Source organism: Pseudoalteromonas sp. S1727 (assembly GCF_005886375.1).
GTDB lineage: Bacteria > Pseudomonadota > Gammaproteobacteria > Enterobacterales > Alteromonadaceae > Pseudoalteromonas > Pseudoalteromonas haloplanktis.
Genome location: NZ_PNDT01000017.1, coordinates 1 through 12,887, shown reverse-complemented (window position 1 = coordinate 12,887; position 12,887 = coordinate 1). Strand labels below are relative to the sequence as shown.

At 40.8% G+C, this 12,887-nt stretch carries 12 protein-coding genes; 7 read left to right on the top strand and 5 right to left on the bottom strand.

The window, feature by feature from the left end:
* Positions 1–93 precede the first annotated feature (93 nt).
* A complete protein-coding gene (locus CWB85_RS05710; protein WP_138554356.1) occupies positions 94–525 on the bottom strand; it encodes a MarR family winged helix-turn-helix transcriptional regulator in 432 nt (143 codons plus the stop codon).
* 107 nt (positions 526–632) lie between these two features.
* Here CWB85_RS05710 and CWB85_RS05705 point away from each other — a divergent pair, with 107 nt between their 5' ends.
* Positions 633–1,385 carry a siderophore-interacting protein gene (locus tag CWB85_RS05705; protein ID WP_138554355.1) on the top strand — a complete coding sequence of 251 codons (753 nt, stop codon included), beginning with the start codon at positions 633–635 and terminating at the stop codon, positions 1,383–1,385.
* Between the two features lie 157 nt (positions 1,386–1,542).
* On the opposite strand, the gene CWB85_RS05700 is transcribed toward CWB85_RS05705, so the two are convergent.
* From CWB85_RS05700 to CWB85_RS05685, 4 genes are read right to left on the bottom strand one after another with little or no spacing between them, the layout of a single operon-like run.
* Complete coding sequence (locus CWB85_RS05700) at positions 1,543–2,601, bottom strand: pectinesterase family protein (RefSeq protein ID WP_138554354.1); 1,059 nt, start codon at positions 2,599–2,601, stop codon at positions 1,543–1,545.
* A gap of 1 nt (position 2,602) precedes the next feature.
* Positions 2,603–3,562 (bottom strand): sugar kinase, encoded by a 960-nt coding sequence (locus CWB85_RS05695; protein ID WP_138554353.1) that lies wholly within the window; start codon positions 3,560–3,562, stop codon positions 2,603–2,605.
* Entirely contained in the window at positions 3,563–5,050 is a 1,488-nt protein-coding gene (locus tag CWB85_RS05690) for a UxaA family hydrolase (protein ID WP_138554352.1), read from the bottom strand.
* 1 nt (position 5,051) lies between these two features.
* On the bottom strand, positions 5,052–6,509 hold the full coding sequence (locus CWB85_RS05685; RefSeq protein ID WP_016706576.1) for a tagaturonate reductase: 1,458 nt from the start codon (positions 6,507–6,509) through the stop codon (positions 5,052–5,054).
* 184 nt (positions 6,510–6,693) lie between these two features.
* On the opposite strand from CWB85_RS05685, the gene kduD reads away from it, so the two are divergent.
* From kduD to CWB85_RS05655, 6 genes are all read left to right on the top strand, one after another.
* A complete protein-coding gene (gene kduD / locus CWB85_RS05680; RefSeq protein ID WP_138554351.1) occupies positions 6,694–7,458 on the top strand; it encodes a 2-dehydro-3-deoxy-D-gluconate 5-dehydrogenase KduD in 765 nt (254 codons plus the stop codon).
* A 22-nt stretch (positions 7,459–7,480) separates the two neighbouring features.
* Positions 7,481–8,323, top strand: a complete 843-nt coding sequence (kduI, locus tag CWB85_RS05675; RefSeq protein ID WP_138554350.1) for a 5-dehydro-4-deoxy-D-glucuronate isomerase — start codon at positions 7,481–7,483, stop codon at positions 8,321–8,323.
* A 41-nt stretch (positions 8,324–8,364) separates the two neighbouring features.
* On the top strand, positions 8,365–9,342 hold the full coding sequence (locus CWB85_RS05670; RefSeq protein ID WP_029215968.1) for a TRAP transporter substrate-binding protein: 978 nt from the start codon (positions 8,365–8,367) through the stop codon (positions 9,340–9,342).
* A gap of 9 nt (positions 9,343–9,351) precedes the next feature.
* Positions 9,352–9,840, top strand: a complete 489-nt coding sequence (locus CWB85_RS05665; RefSeq protein WP_016706572.1) for a TRAP transporter small permease — start codon at positions 9,352–9,354, stop codon at positions 9,838–9,840.
* A complete protein-coding gene (locus CWB85_RS05660; RefSeq protein WP_138554349.1) occupies positions 9,840–11,141 on the top strand; it encodes a TRAP transporter large permease in 1,302 nt (433 codons plus the stop codon). Before CWB85_RS05665 ends, CWB85_RS05660 begins: the two co-directional genes overlap by 1 nt.
* Positions 11,142–11,348: 207 nt before the next feature.
* Positions 11,349–12,368, top strand: a complete 1,020-nt coding sequence (locus CWB85_RS05655) for a LacI family DNA-binding transcriptional regulator (RefSeq protein ID WP_016706570.1) — start codon at positions 11,349–11,351, stop codon at positions 12,366–12,368.
* Positions 12,369–12,887 lie beyond the last annotated feature (519 nt).

Genomic DNA, 12,887 nt, shown 5'->3' with positions numbered 1-12,887 from the left:
ATAAAAAACACACTATACTGTACGTTTGTACAGTATAGTGTAATCGTTAATAAATTACCAAGCAGAAGATCGCTATAAAGCGTAAATCCCTTTCTATTTTTGGTTATTCACATTGTTGATCATAGTGTTAGCGACCATTAAAAAATTATCAATTTGTGCTTGGTCAAGGCCCTTACAGAGTAGGGTATCAACCGTGCTCTCGGCTTGCTTTAACGTTTTATAAAGTGTTTTGCCGCTGTTTGTTAATGACAAAATAAAACAGCGCTTATCATTTTCATCTGCACACTTGGCGATCAGCGCTAAAGACAAAAGTTCTTTAATTAAACGCGCTATTTGTGCTTTATCGCGTTGTGTTTTATTAACGATATCATTTGCTGTGCAGTGTGGAGTATCAGCAATGATATGCAGGCATTTTACATGTAATGCATTCAATCCCAATTCGGTGGCATTGATAGCATCTCTTACAATCAGTCGATAACTTTGTGTAAGGGTAAATAAGGTTGAGGCTAAATTTTGTTGTGGCATTACACACCTAGTTAGTTGACAAAGTCAATTAAATGTTTATAGTAGACTTTATCAACTAATGGGGCGTTGTGCAATTAAACAATGAGTAAAATCGTGAGGAGACAACAATGACTAGAAGAGTACGTCGTGCCACTGTGATCAGTACAACCGATATCGCCCCACATTTAAAGCGTTTGGTTGTGGGCTCTGATGAGTTTCATGATTTCCCAGCAGATCAACAAGGTGCTTATGTAAAAGTACTATTACCTCATAGGGGACAAGATGAGGTGGAAATAGACCTTAAGGCGGATAAGCCAGCACCTAGACGCTCATATACAATCAGAGCAATAGATACGCTTAACCACACAATTACCCTTGATTTTGTAGTTGATCAGCATCGTGGTATTGCAACTGATTGGGCCAAGCAAGCCAAGCCTGGTGATAAACTCGCTATTGCTGGCCCAGGAGCTAAGAAGCTGCAAGATTTTAGTCAGTCACAGTATTTAATGATTGCTGATCTGACCGCAATTAACGCCATCAACGGCTATTTACAGCAACTACCCGCCAGTGCGAATGTTGATGTGATCATTCATATTGCTGATCCAAACGATGTTATCGCGCTTGATACCATTAAAGCGCACAGCAATCACAGCGTTAATTGGTTAGTGACAGCGCAGCCACAAACCGATGTAGTTAATCAGATCACGGTGTTGCTTAGCCAGTATACGCAAAAGCCATTGATTTTTATGGCACTCGAAGCCTCTTTGCTGCGTACAATTAAAGACTTAGCGATTGATAATTATGCGATACCGCGAGAGAAAATAGTATGTTCAGCGTATTGGCAGCGTGGTGTTGATGCTGACGGCAAGTTAACGGCTTGATTATATATTTTTCAGTGTAAAACGTGTGAAACAGTCAATTCGAGTGCATACCCATGAGAGGAAGTCTACTTAAATAAAATAAGCGTCTCACAGCATTTATTTTAGAAAAATAGGCTTAGGTATGCACTCAGGTTTGGTTTCGAGGCGTTAATTTTTTTTATAAGGTAAACGGCTCGCTTTTAAACTGCTGTTGTTGTATTACTTTTTGTAGTTCATTGAGCACGTGTTTAGGTCGCCATTTACTTTTAAATACCCACTGCGTTAACGATGGCTCAGTGAACTGTGTGTATTGCTCAGGAGTTATATTGGTTGCTAACCACAGGTGATCTCGCGGGCTCTGATTAGCATAAAAGTAGTAACGATCACCATAATAGTTATTACGGTTACGCGTTGTGTCTTTATAGGTTTTCTTAAAAATAGCTTTATTAGCCATGTTTTTAGAAAATTGATTATTAAACAAATAAAATTGCGCATCGTAGTGGTGACGTCCTAGCCAAAAGTTTTCTACACCGTCAAATGTACTGTTTGCGACCACTAGTTTTTGCTCCGAGTCCAGTTCACCGTCATGCCACAAGGTTGCCGTTTGTTTCAGGTTGAAAAACGTTGAGTGCTCGATAAGCGCTATACCACGAGGGCACACCATATCCGTTGCCCCAGTAAATGAGCAATAAGAATGGTAATAAAGCCCGTTTTCTTTATTCCATAAGCTCAAGGTATCAGCACCATCGGCGCTAATATCACATTGATGTAATATGATCCGCGTAGCGCTTTCAAAACTGCGAATAGCAAATTGGTGCTCATCGGTATCATGCAAGCGACCATAATTATTGGTGACACTCAGGTTCACAATATTAATATCGCTGCCAGCGATATTGATCACCGCTGCGCCCCAATCACTGTCATGTTTTTCTCGCCAGTTATTACGCAGCTCAGCATACTCGATTCGGGTATCGCTAAGCGAACTGCCTACTAAGCTTAGATTATTACGAGTGATGTACAGTTTCTCGTGGTATAACCCAGGCCCAATCAAGATAATGACAGACTTATACTGACTACTAGCGTCAATGGCACTTTGTATGGTTTTAAAGGCAGTAGGCTGTGTCTTATTAACAGACAATATTTTACTCGGTTCGCTACCTATTGGTGGTGTTGCTGCCAGCAAGCCAAAAGAGCCAATGAATAAATAAAAATATAATAAAAACCGTTTCATCATCATGTTAATTATTTTCTATTGTGTTTTTTATTGCTTGGCTGTCAATTTCAACAATGGCACCGCGTTGTTGGATCACTTGGGCTGCGAGTAAATTACCTGCTAGAGCACAATGTTTAATAGGCTGTGCTGTTAGCCAGTATGCTAAGAACCCTGCATTAAACGAATCACCAGCGGCTGTTGTATCGATCACTTTTGCTATTTTTTGTGTGCTGAATGCTTCAACGGATACTGATTCATCAACGTGCTTTTTACTATATTGGCAACCCTCTGCGCCGAGCTTGATAATGACTTCGTTAGCACCTTGTTGATGCAAACGTGCTGTACAGTCGGCGACAGAGCTGTCTGCCCAAAGTTGGACTTCATCATCAAAGGTAACTAAGGCTAAGTCGGCAAGAGCATATGCTTTATTATTAGTTTGCTGACTATGTTCTTTACTAGACCATAACGCAGGGCGGTAGTTGCTGTCATAGATGATCATCACCCCTTGTCGTTTAAGCTGCGCTAAGTGAGTCAACAAGGTATGGCAGTCTTGTTCTGGCAAAATTGCTAATGAGATCCCTGATAAATAAACGGCGTCAACATGGGCAAGGACTTTAACTACATCACCAAAGTTTTCGTGCTGCACTAAATATTTAGCCGCGGAGTCATTTCGCCAATACTGAAAAGTACGCTCTCCCGAAGCATCATTTTGAATCATATACAAACCGGGTTGCTTGTTATGACTAAGTAGTACACTCTCTGTATTGATATGGTGAGCTTGCCATTTATCGATCAATGCACGACTCAATGGGTCGGTGCCCATCGCGCTTACGTAATTAACGTTGACCGTGTTACCAGCAAGTTTTTTTAAGTAAATGGCGGTGTTCATGGTATCTCCGCCATAGTTTTGCTGCATGGCAGTAAATGGTTGGCCACTTAGCTCAACCATACACTCGCCAATAATTGCGATGGACTTAGGGCTCATTTACAATGTTACTCCCTTTTTCCAAATTGCGACTTCGCGAATATCATTTATTTCATTGCAAGTCGGCTTGCCGTTTACAATATCAACGAGTAACTGCACGAACTCGCCGTGTACTTGTTCCATCGTGACATCGTTAATTAATACGCCAGCATCAAAATCAATCCAGCGTTTTTTCTTATTTGCAAGTTCCGAATTAGTGGCAATTTTTAGTGTTGGTACGAAACCACCATAAGGTGTACCGCGGCCCGTAGTAAATAACACCATATGACAACCAGCTGCACCGAGCGCGCTGGTGGCAATAGGATCATTACCTGGTGCATCCAATAGGTTTAATCCTGCCACTTGTAAGCGCTCGCCATAATGTAATACTGCTTGCACTTTGCTGGTGCCAGCTTTTTGCGTACAACCCAGTGATTTATCTTCTAAGGTGGTGATACCGCCTTTTTTATTACCCGGTGATGGATTTTCGTAAATCGGTTGATTATGTGCTTTGTAATAACCTTTAAAGTTATTCACCATGCTAACCAATTTATTAAAGGTGTCTTCGTCTTTGCAGCGCGACATTAATAAGGTTTCTGCGCCAAACATTTCAGGAACTTCAGTCAGTACTGTAGTTCCACCCTGAGCAATTAAATAATCAGAGAAATAACCCAACATTGGGTTCGCGGTAATACCAGACAAACCATCGCTGCCACCACATTCAAGGCCAAATTTAACTTCAGATAGAGTGCCCGGTTGGCGTTTATCTTGTTTTACTTGCGCATAAATTTGCTCAAGTAAAGCCACGCCTTCTTCAATTTCATCTTCAGCTTGTTGGGTGATCAAAAATTTAATTCGGCTGTCATCGTAATCACCTAAACCATCACGAAAGGCTGGTAATTGGTTGTTTTCGCAGCCTAAGCCAACGACTAAAGCACCACCTGCATTAGGGTGCAGTGCCATGTTTTGTAACAGTATCCGTGTTGTGTCTAAATCATCACCCAACTGAGAGCAGCCAAATTGGTGAGGAAAAGCATAAATACCATCTATTTCTAACTGTGGGTTACGCTGTTTAAATTCTTTGATCATTTGATTGATCATGCCATTAACGCAACCTACTGTGGGGATCAACCAGATTTCGTTTCGAATACCGACTTCGCCATTTTTTCGACGGTAAATATTCACAGCAGGTGAGGGCGTTGCTTCACTTTGCTCAATAAACTCAGGAATATACTGATAATCTAACTCATCGTTCAGGGTGGTTTTAACACAATGAGTATGCACCCAGCCGCCTTTTTGAATATTTTCTAGGGCAAAACCAATGGGCGCGCCATATTTAATTACATTTTCTTGTTTAGCAATATCACGCAGTGCCACTTTATGGCCTTTATCGATGTTCTCATTGACTAAGAGCTCTTCGTTATCAACAGGGAGTATTTCGCCTGCAGTGATATTTCGCATTGCAATAGCAACATCATCGGTTGCATGTAATTTTATTAGTGCTTTCATATTATTGGCCTAACTGATTAGTAAGCGTGGCACCAACACCGTTGGTGAGCATAGTACGTAGGTGAGTGGTAACGGTGGCAGTTAATTCTGGGATTTCATTTAAATCACTTTCCCAATGCCATTTTGCGCCTAAAACTTGTTCAACAAGGGCTGTTAGGGACAATGCATTGTTATCAAAGTCATGCCATAAGGTGTTAAATAACTCTAACCATTGTGGTGCGTCACTTAATTCAATTGGTTGCTCATTGCGTAGACCTTTATACATTAAGATTTGCCCAGCAATAGCCAGTGCCATCATATTTGGAACTGCGTTATTAGTTGCTACATAAGTATGTAATTGCGGCAAAATACGGGTTTTAAACTTAGTCATACTGTTGAGAGAGATAGACAGTAATAAATGGCAAATATACGGATTCCTAAAACGATTGAGCACATCATTAGCAAAGCGTTTTAGTTCTTCTTCTGGCAAATCAAGGGTAGGGATGATTTCACTAAAAATTAATTGTGTTAAATACTTTTCAAACAATGGATCCGCCAGAGCATCCCCAACAGAGTCAATATTTGCCATATAAGCCAGTGGTACTAGCGCGGTATGTGCCCCATTTAAAATCCCCACCTTTTGTTGTTTATATGGTGAAATATCATCAACAATTTTGATATTTAGATCACTGTTTTGTAGGCATAGTAGCTCAGCGAGATGCTGCGGGCCTTGAATAACAAATAAATGGAAATACTCAGCTGTCACCATAAAGTTATCTAAGTAACCTAATGATTCTTGTAGTTGCTGATGCTCATCGCGAGGAAAGCCTGTCACAATTCGGTCAACCAAGCTTGAGCAAAAGTAATTAGACTCATTAAGCCAGGTTACAAATGTGTGTGGTAGTTGCCAAAGCTGGCAGTATTGAAAGACGATTTCTTTAAGTTTCTCGCCGTTATAATCGATTAACTCACAAGGAATGATCACCATACCGCTGTCAGGCGAGCCATTAAAATGGTTAAAACGATGGAATAACCATTGCGTTAATTTTGCTGGGAATGCCTTTGCTGGCGCATCATCGAGCTTATCCGTATCAATATACTCAATCCCAGCTTCAGTGGTATTTGAAAAAATAATTTTCAGATCTGGGTTTTCAGCCAGTGCCATGTAACGTGGGAAATCTTTGTAAACAGGAATTTCTTCATTGATTGAACTAATAATACGATGATCAGCGACCGTTTCTCCTTGCTCATTTAGGCCACGAATAATGGTGGTATACAAACCATCTTGGACATTAAGTAAAGGAATTGCGTCATAATCAATAGGTCGGATCACTGCTACACCGGCATTTAAATCGCTTGTTTCGTTCAATTTATCAATTTGCCAATCGATAAAAGCACGCAAGAAGTTTCCCTCACCGTATTGCATTATTTTTGTTGGGTATTTGTTTTTATTAAAGTTTTTTCTATTCAGTGCTTGCATAATATGAACCTATAAACGTTATATGGGCTGATTGATTTTTATATCTTAGCCACATTTGCCACCGGTGGCAAATAATATTTGACAAACTGCCACCGGTAGCGAAGAATGGGTGTTAACAAGTTTAGCTAATTCGATTTACATCAAGTTAGTAATTAAGCAATAAATACTTTTATAGGAATTTAAAATGACAACCACTTTGTTTGATCTTACTTCAAAAACAGCGTTGGTCACCGGTGCAAGCCGTGGATTGGGTCAACAAATTGCACTGGGTTTAGCTGCTGCAGGCGCAAAGGTTATTTGTAGCAGTAGTAAAGAGCTGGGCTGCCAAACAACGTGCCAGATGATCAAAGAACAGGGGGGGGAGGCTTATGATTATGCTGCAGATCTAAGTGATGCAGATTCAGTAAATACCCTAGCAGCAACAGCTTTAGCAAACCATGGCAGTATTGATATTTTGGTTAATGTTGGTGGCACAATATTTCGTAGCCCCGCAGTGGATTACCCATATGAGCAATGGCAGAACGTGATGAAAGTAAATCTCGATGCCAGCTTTTTATTAGCACAAGCTGTAGCGCCGAATATGATCAAACAAGGTTTTGGCAAAATAATAAATATTGCTTCAATGCTGTCCTACAGTGGCGGTATGACAGTGCCGGCATACACTGCGAGCAAACATGCCGTGGCTGGTTTAACTAAAGCGTTGGCGAACGAGTGGGCACAACATAATATTCAAGTTAACGCCATTGCACCTGGTTATTTCAGAACAGATAACACTCAAGCTTTGCAAGATGATGCGACCCGTAATAGCGAAATTGAAAAACGTATACCCGCAGGGCGTTGGGGCGAAGCTGAAGATTTAATTGGATCAGCCATCTTTTTATCATCAACAGCCAGTGACTACGTCAATGGCCATATTCTTGCCGTTGATGGCGGCTGGTTAGCACGATAATTTTTAATTTTAGGTAGCAATTATGAGCACACAAATAGAGTCACGTTATGCCGTTGGTCCACATGAAGTGAAAGGCTATAACACCCAACAGTTAAGAGATGAGTTCTTGGTCGATAAACTCATGCAAGATAACACCATTTATTGGCTATACACTCATTATGAACGCTTTATGGTGGGCAGCGCAGTACCAACAAATACACCGCTTACACTAGAGACGGTAGATAATTTAAAAGCCGCAAACTTTTTAGCAGGCCGAGAGCTGGGGGTCATTAATGTCGGTGGCAGCGGCGCGGTGACTGCTGATGGTCAAGATTTTAAGCTTGGCTATAAAGATGCATTGTATTTAGGTAAAGATACTAATGATGTGGTATTTAAAAGTCACGATAGCCAGAACCCTGCAAAATTTTATCTTAATTCTGCACCGGCACATCACAAGTACCCAAACAAGTTAGTCACCCGCGATGATGCCAATGTATTGCATTTAGGAGCGCTTGAAACCTCCAACGAGCGCGATATTAATCAAATGCTGATCAATACTGTGGTGCAAACATGTCAGTTACAAATGGGCTTAACGGAATTAAAACCGGGTAGTGTTTGGAATACTATGCCAGCTCATCAACATGATCGTCGTAACGAAGTGTATTTCTATTTTGAAGTTCCCGAGCAACAAGCTGTGTGTCATTTTATGGGAGAGCCTACAGAGACTCGCCATCTTTGGGTACATAATGAGCAAGCAGTCGTTTCACCACCATGGTCTATTCACTCTGGCGCGGGGACACAAAATTACAGTTTTATTTGGGGCATGGCAGGAGAAAACCTCGATTATGATGATATGGATAAATATCAACCGAGCGAGCTGAGATAATCAGCTCTTTTGTGATCATATAGCGATAAGAAGAAATAATAATGCATAGAAATCTTCTCATAAAATTAGTACTGGTGTGTTCGTTAATGTTACTTAGCAGTTGCAGTAATGAGAAAAAAACAGTGCGACTGACCATGGCGCATACTCTCGATACCCGCCATGTGGTACACCAAGCAATGGAATATATGGCCGAACGTTTAGCGTTTTATTCAAATAACACAATGGAAATTGTTATTTATCCCGGTGGTCAGCTTGGTTCAGAGCGTGAACTTATTGAATTACTGCAAATTGGCAGTTTATCCATTACGAAAGTCTCAGCAAGTCCTCTTGAAGGATTTGTGCCTGAAATGAAAGTGTTTGGTATTCCGTATTTATTTCGTGATAGCGAGCACTTTTGGCGGGTGCTAAAAAGTGATTTAGGGGCTGAGTTACTCAATAAAGTGAGTACCGCAAGGCTCAAAGGCTTAGGGTATTACGATGCCGGTAGCCGTAGCTTTTATACGACCAATGGTGCGATTAATACGCCGGATGATTTAATTGGTAAAAAAATCCGCGTGTTAAATAGTCCAACAGCGGTTGCAACAGTGCAAGCGTTAGGCGGCGCAGCAGCACCGATTGCATGGGGGGAATTATATGCTGCATTGCAACAAGGGGTTGTGGATGGCGCAGAAAATAATCCACCAAGCTATTACCTATCTCGTCATTATGAAATTGCCAAATACTATTCGTTAGATGAACATACTTTTGTTCCTGACGTTATTTTAGCAAGCCTTGAAGTGTGGAACTCACTCAATAGTGAGCAACAACAATGGTTAAGCCAAGCAATGGCAGACTCGGTTGAGTACCAACGCTCATTGTGGCAAAGCGCATCCGATGAAGCCCTTAAAGCGGTCATTGCAGAGGGGGTAGAAGTGACTTACCCAGATAAGCAAGCGTTTCAAGATAAAGTGGCTGATTTTCATGCTTCGTTCGCTAATACAGCGGTTGCAGAGCATATTAAAAAAATAAAAAGCATGTAGAGGCACACAATGCGACAACTAAACACACACTTAAATCGCATCATCGAGCGATTACTGATTTTAGCCATGATAGCGATTGTAACCGTTGTCTGTTGGCAAGTTTTTTCACGATTCATTCTGCGTGCACCAAGCTCGTACACCGAAGAGTTAGCCCGCTTTTTACTTATTTGGATCGGGGTGTTAGGGGCCTCCTATGCATATCGAACTAAGGCCCATTTAGGACTTGATCTGTTTTACCAAAAAATGATCCCATCAATTAGACATAAATGTTCATTTGTTATTGAAATTTGCGTGCTAGTCACTGCGCTCAGCATTTTAGTCTATGGCGGTAGCCGCTTAATGATGTTGAGTTTTGAATTAAAGCAAACATCAGCGGCTCTGGGTATTAATATGGGTTACGTGTATCTGGTATTACCGCTCAGTGGTGTATTGATAGTTATCAACTGCATCGAAAACTTGATCACCTACGCTCAGCAAACATTTAAAGAGGAAGCATAATGGATTTAACGGCAATAGTATTAATCGTTTGTTTTTTTGCGTTATTGTTTATTAATGTGCCAATATCTTTATGTATTGCATTATCGACTTTAGCTGCATTATTAATGCACATTGATTTTACCCCCGCGACTACCACCATAGCCCAACAAATGGCGGGGGGCATAGATAGCTTTGCATTATTAGCTATCCCATTTTTTATTCTGTCTGGGTTAATTATGGGGCAAGGCGGTATTGCTAAGCGGCTTATTGAATGTGCGATGGCGATGATTGGTTTTTTACCTGGCGGCTTAGCCTTAGTGAATGTGATGTCGTGTATGCTATTTGGCGCAATTTCAGGATCAGCAGTGGCTGCAACTTCAGCAATTGGTAGTTTTATGGTGCCTGAAATGAAAAAACATGGCTACAGTGCCAGTTTTGCTGCAGCCGTAACGGCCAGTGCCGCCACCACCGGAATGTTAATACCACCGAGCAATATTTTAATCATTTATGCGATTGCAAGTGGTGGGGTGTCGATTGCTGCTTTGTTCATTGCAGGTTACTTACCAGGAATTTTGGTTGGCCTGGCACTGATGATTGTCTGTGCAATCTACTCAATTAAAAATAATTACCCAGTAACCGCACGTTTACCATTTAAAATTGTGCTTGAAAAAGTACTCGCTGCGTTACCGAGTTTATTGCTTATTTTTATTGTTATTGGCGGCATTATTGGTGGGATATTTACAGCAACCGAAGCTGGGGCGATCGCGGTTATTTATGCGTTAGTGTTGTCGGTATTTATTTATCGTGAAATAAACCCTGCTGAATTACCTGCTTTATTATTAAAAGCATGTGAAACAACGGCCATTGTTATGTTGATCATTGCGGCATCATCGGGCATGTCGTGGTTATTGTCATATACACATATTCCACAATTGGTCAGTGAGTTCTTTTTAACACTCAGTGATAACCCATTATTAATTTTACTGTTGATCAATCTAATTTTAATTTTGGTTGGTGCGTTTATTGATATGACCCCAGCGGTGTTGATATTTACACCTATCTTTTTACCTGTGGCAATGGAATTTGGTATGTCACCCATTCAATTTGGTATTATGATTGTGCTTAACTTATCAATCGGCTTAGTGTCACCACCGGTTGGCAGTGTATTGTTTGTCAGTTGTGCGGTGGCAAAAACATCGTTACATAAAATCATCAAACCAATGTTACCACTGTATGGCGTGATGTTTTTGGTGTTAATGCTGGTTACGTATGTGCCGGCAATTAGTGAAACATTACCTCGCTTATTTGGGCTTATAGAGTAACGTATAGCCTAATTATTATTTAGAATGGAACTCAAGTAGTTCCATTTTCTTTTCTATTATTAGATCATGCTTTTATTTAACCCGTTCACCGGTTAACACCCCTGAAATACAGGTTATTAACTTTCATTAAAAGAACGGCTGACGAGAGACTTTTATGAATCTAGGGTTAGTGTTAAACTTTGATAACATCCTAAAACAGGAACTTTTATGTCAGTAACGATTAATGATGTGGCGAAATTGTCCGGTGTGTCGAAACGCACCGTATCGCGTGTGATCAACCGCTCTGGGGCAGTTGGCGAGGCTACCCGAGAACGGGTTTTACAAATAATAAAGGAAGTTGGCTTCTCACCAGATAAACAGGCACGCGGTTTAGCGTCTAGTCGTTCTTACTTATTAGGCTTGATTTACGATAACCCCGATGCCCTGTATATCGACCAAGTTCAACGCGGGGCACTCAGTGTGTGTTCAGAGCTAGGTTATGAGCTGGTTGTGCATCCAAGTTACTCTAAAAGTGCTGAATTTATTGATGATTGTTTGTCATTTATCTCACGCTCTAAACTTGATGGCGTCATTATTTTGCCACCGGTATCAGAAAATAAAGAGCTTGCTGCTGCTATTCGTGATGCGGGTTGCCCGTATGTGCGTTTAGCATCCGTTGATTTAGATGATGCTGATAACATTGTTGTTTCAGATGAGCGCGCGGCGATGAAAGAAATGGCCAGCTACTTAGTTGAGCTTGGCCATAAAGACATTGGTTTTATCTCAGGTCCGCAAGTGTATCGTTCATCAATTGAGCGTTTGGCAGGCTTTTTAGCCGAGTTGCAAGTGTGTAATGTACAATTGCCGCCACATCGTATTGTAGAAGGGAAAAACAGTTACGAAAGTGGGATAGAGTGCGCAATGAGTTTATTAAGCACAGAGCCTCGTCCAACCGCCATAGTAGCTAATAATGATGAAATGGCAGCGGGTGTGTTACGTGTTGCTAATAACTTGAATATAAAAGTACCGCAAGAGCTTTCAGTGGCAGGCTTTGATGATAATATTTTGGCCTCACGTATTATTCCATCGTTAACCACTATTCGGCGTCCAGTGCAGAATATGGCGTGCTTAGCAGTGCAAAAGTTGATTAATAAAAGTCAATCAACTCAAAGTGAACGTGTAAAACTCGATGAGGTGATCACCCCTTATTTAGTGAAGCGTGAATCTACGAATAGATGCGCTAAGTAGTACAGATTAACTCCCCAGAACCTTTGGTTACGGACATACAATGCGCCTTACTTAGTAGGGCGTTTATTTTTTATGTCTGGCACATTTTCAATGGTGCAAGTCCCGCCACGTTTGACCCTAATATTAATTTAAAAACTTTAATTTCATGATGCCTTAGCTCTTTAAGCTCAGCGTTTCTTAATCTCTTTGTGAATTATTCACTTAAAAATTTTATTGCATAAAGAGAAAAGAATGAGGAGTAAATGAGGGCTTCAATCTGAGGTTCGCTGTGTCAGGTAATGAAATTATAGGAATAAAAAAATACCCTTGTCGTGCGAGGCAAGGGTATTGGTAACTATCAAATTGTGGGATACCAATCGACTTAAATATTTAACCATTCTAGCGGGCTAAATAAAGCGCTAACTGCGTTATAAATTTTTCATGTAGAACAACTATATGTCAAAATTTATGCCTTGTTATCACGCCATTTATCTGTAATAACCTATCGCTATTCCATCACCCATTGTAAACCCTCACAAT